Source organism: Paenirhizobium daejeonense, from assembly GCF_014280875.1.
In the GTDB taxonomy this organism is placed as follows: Bacteria; Pseudomonadota; Alphaproteobacteria; order Rhizobiales; family Rhizobiaceae; genus Allorhizobium; species Allorhizobium daejeonense.
Map to the genome: position 1 here is coordinate 1 of NZ_JACLAL010000013.1, position 16,257 is coordinate 16,257.

At 61.9% G+C, this 16,257-nt stretch carries 15 protein-coding genes and 2 pseudogenes; 9 read left to right on the plus strand and 8 right to left on the minus strand.

Annotated features, from left to right (window positions below; genetic code table 11):
• Both H4I99_RS22680 and H4I99_RS22685 read left to right on the plus strand, forming a co-directional pair.
• A pseudogene (locus tag H4I99_RS22680) lies at positions 1-230 on the plus strand (ABC transporter substrate-binding protein); the annotation flags it as partial.
• A pseudogene (locus H4I99_RS22685) lies at positions 229-839 on the plus strand (IS3 family transposase); the annotation flags it as partial. The pseudogenes H4I99_RS22680 and H4I99_RS22685, both read left to right, overlap by 2 nt.
• Positions 840-899: 60 nt before the next feature.
• Here H4I99_RS22685 and H4I99_RS22690 read toward each other — a convergent pair.
• From H4I99_RS22690 to H4I99_RS22725, 8 genes are all read right to left on the minus strand, one after another.
• A complete protein-coding gene (locus tag H4I99_RS22690) occupies positions 900-2,174 on the minus strand; it encodes an acetylornithine deacetylase (RefSeq protein ID WP_163897133.1) in 1,275 nt (424 codons plus the stop codon).
• Between the two features lie 84 nt (positions 2,175-2,258).
• Entirely contained in the window at positions 2,259-3,194 is a 936-nt protein-coding gene (locus tag H4I99_RS22695) for an ABC transporter substrate-binding protein (RefSeq protein ID WP_163897131.1), read from the minus strand.
• A 46-nt stretch (positions 3,195-3,240) separates the two neighbouring features.
• Complete coding sequence (locus H4I99_RS22700) at positions 3,241-4,020, minus strand: ABC transporter permease (RefSeq protein ID WP_163897129.1); 780 nt, start codon at positions 4,018-4,020, stop codon at positions 3,241-3,243.
• Positions 4,017-4,799, minus strand: a complete 783-nt coding sequence (locus tag H4I99_RS22705) for an ABC transporter ATP-binding protein (RefSeq protein WP_194362192.1) — start codon at positions 4,797-4,799, stop codon at positions 4,017-4,019. Before H4I99_RS22705 ends, H4I99_RS22700 begins: the two co-directional genes overlap by 4 nt.
• A gap of 45 nt (positions 4,800-4,844) precedes the next feature.
• On the minus strand, positions 4,845-5,552 hold the full coding sequence (locus H4I99_RS22710) for a TenA family protein (RefSeq protein WP_163897127.1): 708 nt from the start codon (positions 5,550-5,552) through the stop codon (positions 4,845-4,847).
• Positions 5,553-5,616: 64 nt separating this feature from the next.
• On the minus strand, positions 5,617-6,942 hold the full coding sequence (locus H4I99_RS22715) for an amidohydrolase family protein (RefSeq protein WP_163897126.1): 1,326 nt from the start codon (positions 6,940-6,942) through the stop codon (positions 5,617-5,619).
• A 419-nt stretch (positions 6,943-7,361) separates the two neighbouring features.
• Entirely contained in the window at positions 7,362-7,850 is a 489-nt protein-coding gene (locus H4I99_RS22720; RefSeq protein ID WP_163897124.1) for a flavin reductase, read from the minus strand.
• A 68-nt stretch (positions 7,851-7,918) separates the two neighbouring features.
• Positions 7,919-8,752 (minus strand): alpha/beta fold hydrolase, encoded by an 834-nt coding sequence (locus H4I99_RS22725; RefSeq protein ID WP_163897122.1) that lies wholly within the window; start codon positions 8,750-8,752, stop codon positions 7,919-7,921.
• Between the two features lie 331 nt (positions 8,753-9,083).
• On the opposite strand from H4I99_RS22725, the gene H4I99_RS22730 reads away from it, so the two are divergent.
• From H4I99_RS22730 to H4I99_RS22760, 7 genes are all read left to right on the plus strand, one after another.
• Entirely contained in the window at positions 9,084-10,001 is a 918-nt protein-coding gene (locus tag H4I99_RS22730; RefSeq protein ID WP_163897120.1) for a LysR family transcriptional regulator, read from the plus strand.
• 141 nt (positions 10,002-10,142) lie between these two features.
• Positions 10,143-11,252, plus strand: coding sequence for an LLM class flavin-dependent oxidoreductase (locus H4I99_RS22735; protein WP_163897118.1), 1,110 nt, complete (start codon positions 10,143-10,145; stop codon positions 11,250-11,252).
• A 5-nt stretch (positions 11,253-11,257) separates the two neighbouring features.
• Positions 11,258-11,644, plus strand: coding sequence for a RidA family protein (locus H4I99_RS22740; protein ID WP_099061086.1), 387 nt, complete (start codon positions 11,258-11,260; stop codon positions 11,642-11,644).
• 67 nt (positions 11,645-11,711) lie between these two features.
• The gene (locus H4I99_RS22745) at positions 11,712-12,704 is read left to right on the plus strand and encodes a BMP family protein (protein WP_206110911.1); all 993 of its coding nucleotides are present in this window, start codon (positions 11,712-11,714) and stop codon (positions 12,702-12,704) included.
• A gap of 6 nt (positions 12,705-12,710) precedes the next feature.
• Positions 12,711-14,219, plus strand: coding sequence for an ABC transporter ATP-binding protein (locus tag H4I99_RS22750; RefSeq protein WP_163897116.1), 1,509 nt, complete (start codon positions 12,711-12,713; stop codon positions 14,217-14,219).
• A complete protein-coding gene (locus H4I99_RS22755; protein ID WP_206110910.1) occupies positions 14,216-15,322 on the plus strand; it encodes an ABC transporter permease in 1,107 nt (368 codons plus the stop codon). The genes H4I99_RS22750 and H4I99_RS22755 overlap by 4 nt, the downstream gene beginning before the upstream one ends.
• On the plus strand, positions 15,304-16,242 hold the full coding sequence (locus H4I99_RS22760; RefSeq protein ID WP_163897114.1) for an ABC transporter permease: 939 nt from the start codon (positions 15,304-15,306) through the stop codon (positions 16,240-16,242). The genes H4I99_RS22755 and H4I99_RS22760 overlap by 19 nt, the downstream gene beginning before the upstream one ends.
• Positions 16,243-16,257: the final 15 nt, after the last annotated feature.

Consider the following 16,257-nt stretch of genomic DNA (forward strand, 5'->3'; position numbering starts at 1 on the left):
CGCGCGAAGGCACCATCCCGCTGATCGCCACGCTCAGCATTCCCGTCGGCGCCGAGCACAAGCAGGCCGCGCTGAAGTTCATCGACTTCTTCCTGGAGAAGTCGAGCCAGGAGGCCTGGGTGTCCGGCTACAAGGTCGGCAGTGCCCGCACCGACATCGTCGTGCCCGAGGCGCTCGCCGCCCGGCAAATCACCTCCGAGGCCGATCTCGACGCCCTCATCCTGCCCGAACCGGGTTGCGCGTCTGACCCGTCTCGCCGGGATCAAGGCTCCGATTGGCTACAAACGCCGTCCAGGCATCTATGGCGGCAGGCCTGCCGTCGCTATCGACAACACGCTCGACCGGCAATTTGAGGTCGCGGCTCCGGATAAGGCCTGGGTGACGGACATCACCTACATCCGCACCTGCGAGGGTTTTGCCTATTTGGCCGTCGTCCTTGACCTCTATTCCCGCCGGGTCATCGGATGGGTGATGCAGAGCCGTCAAACCACCGACGTCGTATTGCAGGCTCTGCTCATGGCGGTGTGGCGACGCAAGCCGAAGGAAAGGTGCTGATCCACTCGGACCAGGGCTCGCAGTTCACCAGCATGGACTGGCCCTCGTTCCTGAAGCACCACAATCTGGTTCACTCGATGAGCCGACGCGGCAACTGCGATGACAACGCGGTGGCCGAGAGCTTCTTTAATCTTCTGAAGCGAGAGCGGATACGTCGCAGCGTCTACCGTTCACGCGATGAAGCTCGCCGGGATGTGTTCGACTACATCGAGATGTTCTACAACCCGAAACGCAAGCACATCAGGAACGGGATGCTGTCGCCCGCCGAGTTCGAGAAGCAGCAGAAAATCTTACCCGAGGGGTTCACTCCAGGGCGTCTACGAAACTCGGGGCTATTCAACCCGCTATTTTCGTGTGGCGCTCCACTCGGCGATGAAACTGAGCGTGATCCTGGTGAAGTCCTTGAGTTCCTCGATCGAGACCTGCTCGTTTATGGCATGCGCATGCCGGAGCTTGCCGGGGCCGAAGATGGCGGCCGGTATGCCTTCATGACCGAACCAGCCACCGTCGGTGACGCTCGGCGACACGCTGAGCACGGCCGGCTGACCGGTAACCGCCTGGTATTTTGAAGCCAGCAGCCGCACGCCCGGATGTGTCGGATCGAGTTCCAGCGAGGGAAAGATTTCTCCTCTGTCCTCGATCATGGATTTCCCGCCCCAGCGGAACTGCGGATGGTTGTCGCGCAGCCAGGGGTCGGCGTCCGCCACCCGACGGATATGGGTTTCGATTTCCTCGACGATCGTCTCGTGATCCTCGTTCGGATAGTAATGCACGGTGATCCACAGCCGGCATTCGTCAGCGATGAAGGCCGCGTGCCTTCCACCTTCGATGACCGCGGGATTGATGGTGGTGGAGCCGAGCGGGCATCCCGGATAGGATTTGGTCACCGCCCAGTGCCGCTCGAGATCCTGCAGGCCCTGGATGATCTTCATCATTTTTTCAATGGCGCTGGCGCCAACGAGCCCGCCGCCCGCATGGATCATCTGGCGGCGAGTGCCGTCGTGGAAGCTTTGCGGACTCTTGATGGTGATCCAGCCGGTAATAACCCCGCCCTGCCCCTCGATCTGCAAGTCGGAGGTGTCGACGACCAGCGCCAGGTCCGCGCTATAGCCGCGCTTGCAGCAGTCGAGCGTTCCGGCTTCGCCCACTTCCTCGCCGATCACGGACTGGAAAGTGATGTCGCCCGGCAAGGGATAGCCGGCCTCGCGCAGAAGCTTGAGGGCAAACAGCGCCCCCGCGAGCCCGCCCTTCATGTCGGCCGTCCCTCTGCCGATCACGACCCCGTCCCGCACGACGGGATCGAAGGGGCCTGTCTCCCAGACCTCGTCCGGGCTGACCTCGGCAACGTCCATGTGTCCGTTGATGATCAGGCTCTTGTAGCCTTCGCTGTCAGTGCCCTTGAGAACGCCAACGACGTTGAAATCGCCGGGGTACATCTCCCACCTGTCGACGGAGAAGCCGAGCTCCTCGAGATATGAGGCCATGAAGGCCTGCGCTTCGCCAGTATTGCGGGCGGGTGGCGCGGGCGTCCGGAAGGAGACCAGCTTGCAGAGCAGGTCCAACAGTTCACCTTCGCGGCTGTCGATCTGGTCAATGAGCGACTGGATATCGGTATTCATCTGGGAATGCTCTCGGTTCTCGGGGAGAAGGGGGCCGGCACGGAGGAAGTCGGCCGGATCCCGAACGATCCGGCCGTCTGCCGATCACTTGAGTTCGACGGCGTAGTCCGCCAGTGGAAGCTCCGCCTTGACCAGCTTGTTCTGGAAAAGGAACTTCCCGTACCCTTCGTAACGCGCGACATCGAGGGCCAGCGGATCCTTGGCGAACATCGGCAGCGTGTCCTTCCAGGCCTGCTTGTTCAGGTTGTTGTCGAGATCCGGATGGGCCTCGGCGAAGGCTTCCCAGGTCTCCTGCGGGTGGGCCAGCAGGTATTCGGTTCCCTTTTTCAGGGCGTCCATGAACTTCCTGATCTTCGGATCGCTGACACTGTCCTTGTTGGCGAGCACGATGAGTTCATCATAGGCGGGAACGCCGAAGTCCTCGACATTGAACAGGACCGGCTCGACGCCGAGATCGCGGATCTCCGTGGCTTCGAAGTTGCGATATCCTCCGATCACGGCATCCACCTGCCCTGCCATCAGCGAACTGACGAGCTGGAAGTTCACGTTGATCATGGAAACATCGTTGAGTGTCAGTCCGCCCTGCTGGAGCATGGTTCCGAGGGTTGCCTCCTCGATGCCGCTCACGGAATAGCCGATCTTCTTGCCCTTCAGGTCGGCCATCGACTTGATGCCGGACGAGCCGAGAACGGCGATGGTGTTGAGAGGCGAGTTGACGATGGTTCCCACGCGCACGAGGGGCAGCCCTTCCTGGGCATACATGTAGAGCTGAGGCTGATAGCTGATCGCGATATCGCCCTGCTTTGCGGCGACGAGGCGCGGCGGCATGCTCGGATCGGCCGGCGGCACGATCTCGACCTCGAGGCCGGCTTCCTTGAAGGCGCCGATCTGTTCCGCAACCAGAATGGGAGCGTGGTCGGGGTTGATGAACCAGTCGAGAAGCACTGTTACCTTCTCGGCGGCTTGCGCCGAACTGATCATCATGGTGAATGCGACGCCGACCATCAGTCTCTTGAGCATGGCTGTTCCTTTCCGGGGTTCGTTATCGTTGTGGATTTTTCGGTAATCAGTCGGCCCGGTTGGCATCCGGAACCCAATAGAGGATGCGCTTCAGCAGGACGTCGACCAATTGCCAAAGGGCGACCGCCATGAGCGAGAGCACGAACAGGGCTGCGAAGCAGACGGCCGTCTGCATGCGGGCATTGGCATTGAGCATCACGTAGCCGAGACCACCGGCCGATCCCACCCATTCGCCGATGACGGCGCCGATCGGCGCGACCGCGGCAGCCACACGCAATCCGGAGCCGAACGCCGGCAGAGCGGCGACCAGACGCACATGGCGAAGCTGCGAGTAGGAGGAAGCGCCCATGGTTCTGGCAAGGTCCATCCATCCCGTTTCCGTGCGGCGAAGTCCGTCATAGAACGAGGCGGCGACCGGAAAGAAGATCACCAGCGAGGCGGCGACGATCTTAGAGGATAGGCCGAAGCCGAACCAGAGGACGAGCAGGGGCGCAAGCGCGAAGATCGGGATGGCCTGGCTGATCACGAGTACCGGCATCAGCCATCGTTGCAGCAACGGTGAGTAGACCATCATCAGCGCGAGAAAGGCCCCGCATGACAGGCCGAAGAACAGGCCCAGCAGGATTTCCGACGCCGTGATCAGCGTGTGTTCGAGCAGGTAGCTGCGACCGTTCCACAGCGCCTCCGCCACGACCGGCGGTGTCGGCAACATGTAGGGTGGCAGTCGGAACAGTACCGCGGCCACCCACCAGAGGCCGATGAGCCCGCAGAATATGACGAGACCGCGGCCGCCGGCTCCGAGATGGTTGAAGAGCTTGCGGTTCATCGGGCATTCTCCACGAAAAGGCGCAGCAGTTCGCCCTGGCTCTTCTGGAGATCAGGATCATCGGGAGATCGCGGCGGCTTTCCTGCCACGGTGATCGGGGTTCCGAGCCTTGCCGGATGTCCGGAAAGGACGATGAGGTGGTGGCCCAGGCGGCAGGCCTCCATGGGATCGTGCGTGATGAGGAGTACCGTTCGGTCCGCGAGCATTTCCGCCGCGAGATCCTGGACCATGGCGCGGGTGATGGCATCAAGCGCCGAGAATGGTTCGTCCATCAGCACGATGGGCCGCCGTTCGTAGAGGGTACGGGCGATTGCCGCGCGCTGGCGCATGCCGCCGGAAAGGGCGGACGGCAGAACCTTGTGCCGGTTGCCGAGCCCGACGCGCTCTAGCAGATGTTCGGCCCAATCCCTGTCCACCTTTTCATGGCGGAGCCGGGCGCCGAGCGTGACGTTTTCAAAGACGTTCAGCCAGGGAAACAAAAGGTCCTGCTGGCCCATATAGGCGATGCGGTTCGCAACTGGCTGGCCATCCGTGCCGGTCACCTTTCCAGCCGTCGCCTTGGCGAGGCCGCCGATGATTTTCAGGAGGCTGCTTTTTCCAACCCCGCTCGACCCCAGGAGCACGACGAATTCACCACCGCCGATCTCGAAGTTCAGGTTCTCGAAGATGGTATGCTCGCCGAAACGCAAGGTCAGGTTCTCGACGCGAATGCCGGGAGTTGCATTCTGCGAGGACTGTCGGGCGCCTGCCGGCGGGCGTATCGTTTGATGTGCGTTCAAGACGGCCTCTCTTGCCTCTGGCGTTTGGGTCGGGTGCCGGATCGCCTATTCGGCGGCGTCCAGCAGGGTGGACGGCCCGGCATTCAGGCCCATCTGCCAGAAATTGGCTTCCAGGCGCGTCGCCGTCCTGAAGATGGTCAGAAGCTGGTCGAAGCGCGCCTCCGCCCCGCGGCGCTGGCCAATCGTATCAAGCGCGTTGATCGCGTCCTGAACGCTCTGCAGATAGTGTTCCCCCTCATAGTTGCGCAGCCAGTCCCCATAAGGGTTGCCTTCCAGCACCGTCGTGTCTTCCGACATCAGGATCTGGCCAATCTCGCCGTAGCCGGCGACACAGGGGATGAGTGCCACCATCAGGTCGAGGATGTCGCCCGAAAGGCCGGCATCGAGCACGAAGCGGGTATAGGTCATCGTCTCCGGCGCTTCCGGTTCCGCCGCCATCATGTCCTCGGTCAATCCCCAGGATGTGCAATAGCCGACATGTACCGGCAGTTCGTCGATGATGGCGTTCAGCGACCGTGTGGCCGAACGGACTTCCTCGATCGAGCCTCCCTTGTAGGCAAGCAGAGCGTAGGCACGGGCGAAATGGATGAGGAAGAGATAGTCCTGCGTCAGGAACCGCCTGAAGCAGGGTTGCGGCAGTTCGCCGGTGCCCAGTTGCCTGACGAAGGGGTGGCGAACATAGGCATCCCAGTCTTCCGCCGCGGCCGCGCGAAGCTTGCCGAACAGGCCGTACTCAAAATCGATCTTCTTCATGTGAAGTTCCCGTTGGTCACCGCGACCGGCATGACCGGCCGCCTGCATTGATCTCTGGTCGGCGTCAGGCCTTGCTGCGCTTGACGACCATCTTGTCCTTGATGCGCCGGAATGCGGCGTTTGCTTCGCGTACGATCTTCTTCTCGTCGACAAGCGTCAGCTCCCGGCCCCGCATCACCACCTTGCCGTCGATGATCGAGGTGTCGACGACACTGCCGTTCGAGGCGAAGACGAGATGGCTGGTCATGTGGACCGCGGTATCGCGAAGGAGCGGCGTGAAGATCGCGCTATTCGTCTCGACCAGGATGATGTCCGCCTTCCGCCCGACGGAGAGTTGCCCCGTCTGGTGACCGAGCGCCCTGGCGCCGTTGTTGGTCGCCATCCGCAGCACGTCCTTGGCCTGCATGAGGCTCGCATCGACCCGGCTCGCCCGCTGCAGCAGCGACGCATATTTCATGACCTCGAACATGTCGGCGCTGTTGTTGCACTCCACGGCATCGTGTCCGAGGCCGACATTGATGCCGGCGGCCAGCATTTCGGGAACGCGGGCAATCCCGTTTCCGAGTTTGGCGTTGGAGTTGGGGTTATGGGAGATGTGGGTACCGGTCTCGGCCATCATCTCGATCTCGCGATCGCTCAGCCATACGCAATGAGCGGCGATCGTATCCGGTCCCAGCAGCCCCGTGTCGTAGGCGAGCTCCGTCGGACGGCGGCCGAATTTTTCCAGGCAGAAGTCGACTTCGGTCTTCGACTCGTTCAGGTGGACATGGACACCGCATTTCAGGTCGTTGGCCATGGCCCTCGCCTCGCGGAGCAGGTCCGGCGAGGCCAACGGCAGCCATTCGATGCCGACGCGGACCTCGACGCGGCCATTGGCCTTGCCATGGTTGCGCTGGTAGGCGTCGTAATTGTCCTGTAGGCTGTCGAGGTCGTGCTCCTTAAGCGCGACATCATTCGAGAGCACCGCACGGATGCCGATGTCCTCGGCGGCCTGTGCAAGCGCATCGAGCTGCCGGTACATGTCGTTGACGGTGGTTGCCCCGGACTTTACCGATTCCGTATAGCTCGCAAGCGCCGCCCAATAGGCCGCCTCCGGGTCGAGCGCCCTGATCAGCGGATACCAGCATTCATCGAGATATTCCCACAGCGGCATGTGGTCGTTGAACCCCTTGCCGATGGCTGTGTGGTAATGCAGGTCGATCAGGCCGGGCATGACGATCTTGTCGGTCGCGTCGATGACTTCGTCGGCGCTTCCCTCTTCGACCGGCTGCCCCTCCGGCACGATAGCCGTGATCCGGTCGTCATCGATGATGACGCTTGCCGTCTCGTGGTACGTACCCGCCTCGTCCAGCGTAAGGACCATGCCGTTCTTGATGATGAGCCGCGTCATCTCTTCTTCCCCGATTTCATGAATGAACAGGCGCTCCCGGCTCGCGCCGGAGACACCGCAGAATGCACGCTAGCAGCACGCAGACACCCTTTCGAATCGAGAGTGGTGCTTGGCGCGTTGCCGAAATTCGAACTCCACCCGAACATTTCCGCCTCCTCTCCGGTCGCTGGCCAAATAATCGGCAATTACTCGGTGCGATCGCATCAATTCATTGATTTCAATTGCATTTATCGATGCCTTGAGTGAGGCGTATGCCTATTGAACAGTCACGTTTCCATATATTGCCTCTGGTCGCAGAAGGCGTTGCGGAAAAGGCAATTCCAGAGGTTGCGGTAAGGTCTGCCCGCTGTCTTCCAATGCGGCGAAAGGCACCGCTGTTTCGATCCGTGATGGTGCGGGAGGCGCATCCGCATCCCGTGTCAGAAGCTGTGATACGCGCGGTCGAAATAGATGAGGGGGCGACCGTCCTCCTCGCTGGTCATGTCTTCGACCGCGCACATCAGAACGTCGTGGGTGCCACCGTCGCAGATGGAGACGATCCGGCAATCGAAGGATGCCAGCGCCCCTTCGAGAACCGGTGCACCGGTCGCAAGCGTCGACCAGCGGGCCGCGGCGAAGCGCTGCTCGACGGGTGTCCTGCCGCCGAAGAGGCCGCAGAGTTCCCGGTGCCGGCTGCTGGTGACGTTGACGCAAAGGGTTCGGTTCGCCTTGACCGCGGCATAGGCGGAACTGCCCTTGTTCAGGCAGACCAGCAGGGTCGGCGGATCGTCGGATACGCTGCACACCGCGGTTGCCGCAAATCCGGCCAGCCCTGCCGGCCCGTCCGTCGTGGCAATTGTCACCGCCGCGCCGAGGCGGGCCATCCCGTTCCGATATCGAATACTCTGCAAACCCTGAACCGTTGCCATGGCCCGTGGATCCTCTGTTGCGGTTTGCGCCTGCGAGACCTGCATGTCTCCATCCTTTCAGAACTGTTTCAGCCGATCGTGGCCTGTTGTTCTCGAAGCTCGTCGCGGATTCCCCTGTTCAGCAGAAACGACAGCACCGCGTGATTGAAAGCTTCCGGCTCGCACACCGACGCGGCGTGGGCGCCATAGGGCATCACCTGCAATGTCGCGCCACGAATGCCCCGTGCGAGTTCCTCCGAAGCGTTGAGTGGGGTCAGGATGTCGTCGCGCGCCACCAGTACCAGCGTCGGCGCGGATATGCCGGCCAGATAGGGTGATCCGTCATGACGGATCACAGCTTCGGCCCGGGCCGCCAGGATCGACTTGCTGGTGGTGGTGGCAATCGCCAGATCTATCCCTCTCGCGAGGGTCGACCATTGCTCGCAGACGAAGCGGGGCGGATACAGGAACAGGGGGGAAGCCTTGTGATAGGCTTCCACACCATAGGCATTCAGCAGATCCAGCCGCATTTCCATGCATATTCGCATCTGCTGGCACAGCGTCGACCAGGAGCCATAAAGGACCATGCGTTCGATCCGGTCCGGATGGGTGGCGGCGATGACCTGGCCCACTGCCCCGCCTGTCGAATGTCCGATGAGCGAGGCGCTGGCAATGCCGAGCTTGTCCATCAGGCCGACGAGATCCTGCGTCAGCAGTTCGATAGAATAGGCGCCTTCCGAACGCACGCTTCTACCCGTTCCACGGTGGTCGTAGCGAATGACGGTGAAATGCTTGCTGAGACCCGACAGGTTGGAGTCCCAGTAGGAAGCAACGCCGGCAAGGCCGGTTACCAGGATCAGCGGCGGTCCGTTTCCAGTAATTTCATAGTAGAACTGCGAGCCGTCGACCGTCGCGAAAGGCATTTTCGTCACTCTCCTTCTGTCCGTGCGCCTTACCCGGACAGAATATTCCGGCACGATGCATGGATATATTTCTCGACGCCCGGCCCTTGGGAATGAAACGGCATCGGTTGCGATCGAGACGTGTGCCAGAATGACCTGGCGGCGACGGCTCGACTGTCAACAAGACGCAGCGGTGATGACGGGATCGGCGGGCGACGCATGATGCATAACAACTCCACCGTCGCCGGAAGTAGATCAAATTGATCTTTGGCGCGTTGCTCATTTTAGAACACCCATCGCAACAATTGGCATAGCGCTTGCTTCATCTCCAGCAAATCCAAGGGAGAGCGAAGTGAATCTGAACACTTACCGATATTTCAACGAAGTCGCCGAAACACGATCCATCCGACGCGCCGCGGACAGGCTCCATGTCGCCCCATCCGCCATCAGCCGCCAGATCGCCATTCTCGAGCAGTCCCTTGGAACATTGCTGCTGGAGCGCACCAATACCGGCATTCAGCTGACCTCGGCGGGGCTCGTGCTGGAGCGTTTCACTCGCCATATGTTCCGTGACATGGAGCGCGTCCAGGAGAGCATCCGCAACCTGAAGGGGCTGAGGCTCGGTGAGGTGAAGATCTGGGTCATCGAGGGCCTGATCCTGGATTTTCTTCCGCGCACCATCGCCGATTTCAACGAGCAGTTCCCGGCGATCAAGTTCTCCGTCTATTCGGAATCCTCGGATCGCATCGCCGAGGCGCTATCGCGCGACGAGGCCGACATCGGTATCGTCTATAATCCACGGGGCCGGCCCGGTATCGAGATCGTCGCCCAGTATTCCGAGCCCGTCATGTGCATGGTCAATCCCACGCATGATTTCGCAGGCCGGGAAAGTCTCAGCCTCGCCGAGATCTGCAGCCAGCAGATAGCGCTGCCCATCACCAGCTTCGGCCTTCGTCAGCTTTTCGACCAGGCCATCACCCGGCAGAAGCTGAACCCCGACGTTCTGGTATCGACAAACAATCTGGAGCTGACCAAGGCCATGGCTATCACCGGCAAAACGATCGCGATCGCTCCCGCCATGGCGGCGCGCAAGGAGTTGAGCGACGGCAGGCTCAGGGCCATTCCCATTCAGGAAGGCGAGTTCGTTGATGCCACCTCGGCGGTCTGCGTGCATCGTGACCGGCAGCTTTCCTACGCGGCCAACGAATTCCTCAAACGCCTGGTCAAGACGTTCCAGGCTGCAACCAAGGCTTCCACCCGCCTTACGTGAGAGCCGTGAGTGCTGTTGCCAAACTGGCAACATGACATGGACCACATTCGATTACTTGTCGGAATTTTTTGCTGCTAGCGTCAACTCCATTGGGGCACGCCAATTCCCCGGCCAATCCACGGAATGAAAGAGAGTACGAGAATGAGCGAGACCAAGAAGCCCGTGGAACTGGGCGTTTTCCTGCCGGTGGGCAATGGCGGCTGGATCACCTCGACGACGAGTCCTCAACTGCCTGCGACCTATGAATACAACAAGGACGTTGCCCGCCTTGCCGAGGACATGGGCTTCGATTTCGCGTTGAGCATGGCCAAGTGGCGCGGTTACGGCGGGCCGAGCAAGCACTGGGACGTGACGCTCGAGTCCCTGACCACGATGGCGGGTATTGCCGAGGCGACCAGTCGCATCGGCGTGTGGGGCACCATCCACACCATGATCTTTCATCCTGCCGTCGTGGCCAAGATGGTCGCGGTGCTCGACCAGATCTCCAACGGCCGTTTCGGATTGAACCTCGTGGCCGGCTCCAATCCGGTCGACCAGGGACAGATGGGGTTGTGGCGCGACCTGGACCATGCGGGTCGCTACGCCCTTGCCGAGGAGTGGATCACTGTCGCCAAGCGCCTCTGGACGGAGGACCGTGTCGATCACGAGGGCGCGTTCTACAAGCTCGAGGACTGCATGTCGAACCCCAAGCCACGGAACATACCGCCGATCATCTGCGCCGGCACGTCTGACAGCGGTTTTCGGTTCACCATCAAGAACTGCACCGGCAGCTTCATGCTCGGCAGCAACCGCGATGACTTCGTAAAGACGGGCCTGCGCGCAAAGGAACTGGCGGCCGAGGTCGGGCGGACCGATTTCAAGACCTATGGCCTGTTCACCATCGTGCCCGGCGCCAGCGACAAGGAGGCTGAGGAGCGGGTCGACTACTACAATTCCGGCGTCGACATCGAGGCACTCGACAACCAGACGCGTGAGTATTCTTCCGATCCGAGCGTCAAGCAGAACACGATGGCGAAGCGTTTCATTTCGCAGGGCGATGCGCGCAATTCGATGTCTCCGGCCGCAATCATCGGCTCTCCGGAAACGATCGCCCGCAAACTTGCCGACATTGCGATCAACGCGGAACTCGACGGCATCACCGTGATCGTCCCCGATTTCATCGACGACCTGAAGACCATCGGCACGACGGTGGTCGAGGGATTGCATGAAGCGGGCGTCATGACCAACGCCTACGCCCATCAGCACGGATGAATGCCATGACCGCCATCAATCCTCCGGGGCTCAAGCAACAGGTCTACTACAATCACGCAAAGATCCGGCCCGGAACGCCGGTCTTCGCCACCGGCCAGGTTTCCTGGGACGAGAACGGCGAGGTCGTCGGTGCGGGAGACATCGACGCCCAGGTCGCCCGGACCTACGAGAATATCGGTCTTCTGCTGGCGGGACTGGGCGCCACACCGGACGATATCGTCAAGACCGTCACCTATGTCACCGATCCGGGCTTCGCCGCGGCGATCCATCGCGGACGGCAGGCCTTTTTCGCGGGCTGCGAATTGCCGGCAAGCACCTTCATTCACGTCGCCGGCCTTGCCGATCCGCAGTTGCTGCTCGAGATCGACATCGTCGTGATGGTGAAAACCTGACGCCGGCTTACGGCCGGACTGCATCTTTCTTCAAGACAGACTGCTCACAACAAAAAGGGGAATGACGATGGACTTGACGGACCTCAGGATCCGGCGGCGCATACTTCTGGGCCTTGCCGCGGCTGGCTTCTTCACTGCGGCGACCTTCATGCCCGGCGCGACGCGCGCCGAGGAAAAGGGCGAGGTGGCCGCGCTCTTCACCGGAGCGGTCACGCAGGGCAACTGGGACCCGCCGGGCTACGCCGCCTTCGACAAGATGGTGAAGAAATACGGCTTCAAGTCGTCCTATATCGAGCACGCGACCTACGAGAAGGCCCCTGCCCTGCTGCGCCAGCTTGCTTCCCGCGGCGTCAAGATGATCATCTGCCACAGCTCCGGCTATTCGGCGGCGATCCAGGAAGTCGCCAAGGAATTCCCGGACGTGCAATTCGTTCTTTACAGCTATGCGGCGTCCACCGGTGGCCTCAAGAACTACACCGCCTGGTCGGTGAACTGGGACGAGTATGGCTTCGTTCAGGGAGCGATCGCTGCCGCAGCCAGCAAGAACAAGCATATCGCGATCATTTCCGGCGAGGAAATCCCGTCTGCGAAGCGCACGCATGAATACACACTGCGTGGCGCCAAGGCTCTCGTGCCCGATATCAAGATGGACGCGGTTTTCACGGGCTCCTTCACGGACGTCGCCAAGGCCAAGGAAGTCGCAACGGGCGTCATCCTGCGCGGCGCGGATGTGCTCCTGCCGTCCTCCGACCTTGCCGATGCCGGCATCCAGCAGGCAGCCGACGAGGAAGGTGCGCACACGATCGGTGCCTACATGGACCAGAGCGCGAGCTATCCGAACGCCATCATCACCAGCACGGTGCTGAACTTCGACAAGGCCTATGACCAGATGGGTCAGTTGATGACCGATGGCAAGCTCGACGGCACCATCTACCAGATGGACCTCGCCAATGATGGCTGGACGCTGACCAAGCCGTTCAAGCATGTCGATGCCAAGGTGGAAACCGACGTGTTCGCTCTCATGGACAAGCTCGCCAAGGGCGAAACGAAACCGGACTGAACCTTCATGAGCAACCGCCCGTATGTCGAGCTGACAGGCGTCTCGAAGAGTTTTTCTCCCGGCCATACCGTGCTGGACAATGTCTCCCTAGCCTTTCGCCGGGGAGAGATCCACGCAGTGCTTGGAGAGAACGGCGCAGGCAAGAGCACGCTTCTCAACATCCTGTTCGGTATGCACCAGCCGGATACGGGCGGCATCCTGCTCGAAGGTCGCCAGGTCATTCACCGCAGCCCCGCCGACGCCATCGCCAATCGCATCGGCATGGTTCACCAGCATTTCAAGCTGGTTCCGGGCTTCACTGTGGCCGAAAACCTGCGCCTCGCAACCACACCCGAGACCAGGACCATGCTGCGACGCGATGCCGATATTGCCGGGATCGCCGAGCGCTACGGCCTTCCCATCGATCCGGCGGCCGTCGTTTCCACCTTGCCGCTGTCGCTGCAGCAGCGGGTGGAAATTCTCAAGGTGCTGATCAACAAGGCGGAACTGATCCTTTTCGACGAGCCGACGACCATTCTCAATCCTGGCGAGATCGAGGCCTTCTATGCCGTCGTCCGGCAGATTGCCGCAAACGGCCGCGCCGTCGCAGTCGTCACCCATCATCTGGAGGAAGTGCTCGCCCACGCCACACATGTCTCCGTCATCCGCCGGGGCAAGCTGATCAGCAGCGGGCCGATCGGCACACGAACCCGCGAAGATCTCGTGCAGGACATCGTCGGCCGGGACATTGATCTGACGATGCCGATCGAACGATCCGGTCGCGCGTCTGAGCAGGCCGAATTGACACTGGAACACGTCGATGTCGCCCCGAACGAGTCCTCCTCCGGCCTGCGCGATGCATCGCTTCGCGTGCAAGCCGGCGAGATCGTCGGCATAGCCGGCGTCGAAGGCAACGGGCAGCGCGAGCTTTTCGATGTCCTTGCGGGATTGCGCAAGCCGGACAGGGGAACGATCGAGGTGCGGTCGGTGCATCCGGATGGCCGTGCCGTTGCCGGTCTCGTGCCAGAGGACAGGCACAGCGAAGGATTGGTTCTCGATCTGCCGGTTTCGATCAACCTGCTCCTGAACGTATTCGGCAAGCCGCCCTATACGCGGCACGGACGGCTGTTCCATTCCGAAATCGCCACTGCGGCCGAGGATCTGCGCAGGCAGGCCGACGTGCGCGCGCCCTCGATCAACGTGACACCGCGTACGCTTTCGGGGGGCAACCAGCAGAAGATCGTGCTTGCCCGGGCGCTCAACGAGGATGCCCCGACGGTGATCGCCTACCAGCCTACGCGCGGATTGGACGTAGCCGCCAGCGAGGATGTTCTGCTCAAGCTGCGCGCGGCCGCAAACCATGGCAAGGCCGTCATTATCATCTCCAGCAATCTCGATGAGATCATGCGCGTCAGCGACCGGATCGTCGTGCTCTTCGCGGGACAAACGGTCGGCGACGTGCCGGCCTCCACCCCGCGGGAAGTTATCGGCGAACTGATGACGCTCGGCACCAGAACCGGAACGGATAAGCCATGAGTTCTGTCCCCACCCATCGGCAACCGTCGCTCCCGACACTGGCGGGGCTGCGCAAGACTGCAGGCGCCATTATGGAAAGCAACGCCTTTCTCGTGCTGCTTGCCTTCGGTTCCAGCATCGCGATCGGTCTCGTCGTGCTGTCGTTCCTCGGGGTCGATCCGCTTCATGCGCTCGCGGTGATGCTGGACGGTGCGTTCGGCTCCAGGCGGGCGCTTGCCGACACTCTGGTCTTCATGACTCCCCGTCTGCTGACGGCACTCGCCGCCCTGATTGCGCTGCGCTGCGGCTTCTTCAATCTCGGGGCCGAGGGGCAGCTCCAGCTCGGGGCGATCGGCGCGATACTGCCGGCAACACTCCTGCCGCCGACGCTCGGATATCTGCTGCTTCCGGCTTCAATCCTCTGCGGCGCCCTGTTCGGGGCCTTGTGGGGGTTGATACCTGCCCTGCTCAAGCTCTGGCGCGGCGCCAATGAGATCATCGTCACGCTGATGATGAATTTCATCGGGGTCTATCTGGTGAAGTACCTCGTGCAAGGTCCGCTGCAGCCCGCGGAGTCCAATTTCAACATGTCCGCGAAGATCGCCGACGGTGCGGCTCTGCCGATCATCCTGACGGGGACGCGCCTGCATGGCGGCATGCTGCTGGCGCTTGCTCTGGCCGTCGCCGTCTGGTTCGTTCTCTATCACACGCCTTATGGCATACGCCTGCGAGCGGCCGGGCTCAGTCCGCGCGCGGCCCGCCTTCAAGGCATGCAACTGGCTCGTCTCGTCATCAGTTCCATGTTGATCTCGGGGGGGATTGCCGGTGTGGCCGGCGCCGTCGAGGTGCTTGGCGTGCAATACCGCCTGATCGAGGGGTTCAGTTCGAACCTCGGCTTCGACGGACTGGCAATCGCCTTGCTCGGCAGCCTCGAACCCTTCGGTTCCGTGATCGTCGCCGTGTATTTCGGGGCGATCAATAGCGGTACGCTGGCCCTGCAAAGCACGCTCAGCATTCCGGCCGCGCTCGCCCAGATCATGGCCAGCCTGCCGATCATCTTCCTTGCCTGCATTCACGGCTACCGTTTCCTGAAAGGACGCCCGCTATGGTCTTCGACGCGGTAACCCTCGGTCTTTTCATGGCTTCCGCGGTGCGGCTCGCCGCCCCCATCCTGCTCGCGTCACTGGGCGAGTTAGCGTCGGAGCGGGCCGGTGTCCTCAATATCGGGCTTGAGGGAATCATGCTGCTGGCGGCGTTCGGCGCCGTGTTCGGTCTGCAGGCAAGCGCGATGCCGGCCGTCGGCGTACTGGCCGGCACGGCTTTCGGCATGGCCGCCGCGGCTGCCCTGGCGGTCGCGGTCGCGGTGCTGCGGGCCGACCAGATCGTCGTCGGTATCGGCTTCAACATTCTTGCCCTCGGCTCCACCTCCCTGCTGCGCGAGCTTTTTCTCGATCCGGCCTTTCAGGTGCCCTCCCTGCGAAGCTTGTCTGTCTATCGCCTGCCCTATCTTTCGGAGATCCCCATAGTCGGGCGGGCGCTCTTCTCGCAGAGCCCCATTCTCTATGCGGGCGTGGTGATCGCGGTCCTGTTGTGGCTGACGATCCGCTTCACGCGGGTCGGCCTTGTCGTCCGGGCCGTTGGCGAGGGTGCCGGGGCGGCGGATGCCGCGGGCATTTCCGTGACGGCGGTCCGGTTCGGCGCCATGCTGTTTACCGGGCTGCTTGCGGGTGTCGCCGGCGCATACCTGACACTCGTTGCTTCCGGAGGCATCTTCGTCGACAACATTACCGCCGGGCGCGGTTATCTCGCGGTGGCCGTGGTCATTTTCGGCCGCTGGAACCCCATTCTGGTCATGGTTGCATCCGTCCTGTTCGGCTGCGCGGACGCGCTTCAATATCAGGGGCAAGCAATCGGGCTTTCCATCTCGCCGCCGCTTCTCCTGATGTCGCCCTTCCTGCTTGCGCTCGTCGCCTGGGTGCTGCTGGGCAAGAGCAAGGCGGGACCGAGCGAGATCGGCATTCCGTTCCTGCGCGGCCAGAAATAGGCCGGGAACAGGATT

What these genes read in the sequence shown, in the direction of transcription:
- H4I99_RS22690 (WP_163897133.1), bottom strand. Translation starts at nt 2,174, where the DNA reads ATGAATACCGATATCCAGTCGCTCATTGACCAGATCGACAGCCGCGAA.
- H4I99_RS22695 (WP_163897131.1), bottom strand. Translation starts at nt 3,194, where the DNA reads ATGCTCAAGAGACTGATGGTCGGCGTCGCATTCACCATGATGATCAGT.
- H4I99_RS22700 (WP_163897129.1), bottom strand. Translation starts at nt 4,020, where the DNA reads ATGAACCGCAAGCTCTTCAACCATCTCGGAGCCGGCGGCCGCGGTCTC.
- H4I99_RS22710 (WP_163897127.1), bottom strand. Translation starts at nt 5,552, where the DNA reads ATGAAGAAGATCGATTTTGAGTACGGCCTGTTCGGCAAGCTTCGCGCG.
- H4I99_RS22715 (WP_163897126.1), bottom strand. Translation starts at nt 6,942, where the DNA reads ATGACGCGGCTCATCATCAAGAACGGCATGGTCCTTACGCTGGACGAG.
- H4I99_RS22720 (WP_163897124.1), bottom strand. Translation starts at nt 7,850, where the DNA reads ATGGCAACGGTTCAGGGTTTGCAGAGTATTCGATATCGGAACGGGATG.
- H4I99_RS22725 (WP_163897122.1), bottom strand. Translation starts at nt 8,752, where the DNA reads ATGCCTTTCGCGACGGTCGACGGCTCGCAGTTCTACTATGAAATTACT.
- H4I99_RS22735 (WP_163897118.1), top strand. Translation starts at nt 10,143, where the DNA reads ATGAGCGAGACCAAGAAGCCCGTGGAACTGGGCGTTTTCCTGCCGGTG.
- H4I99_RS22740 (WP_099061086.1), top strand. Translation starts at nt 11,258, where the DNA reads ATGACCGCCATCAATCCTCCGGGGCTCAAGCAACAGGTCTACTACAAT.
- H4I99_RS22745 (WP_206110911.1), top strand. Translation starts at nt 11,712, where the DNA reads ATGGACTTGACGGACCTCAGGATCCGGCGGCGCATACTTCTGGGCCTT.
- H4I99_RS22750 (WP_163897116.1), top strand. Translation starts at nt 12,711, where the DNA reads ATGAGCAACCGCCCGTATGTCGAGCTGACAGGCGTCTCGAAGAGTTTT.
- H4I99_RS22755 (WP_206110910.1), top strand. Translation starts at nt 14,216, where the DNA reads ATGAGTTCTGTCCCCACCCATCGGCAACCGTCGCTCCCGACACTGGCG.
- H4I99_RS22760 (WP_163897114.1), top strand. Translation starts at nt 15,304, where the DNA reads ATGGTCTTCGACGCGGTAACCCTCGGTCTTTTCATGGCTTCCGCGGTG.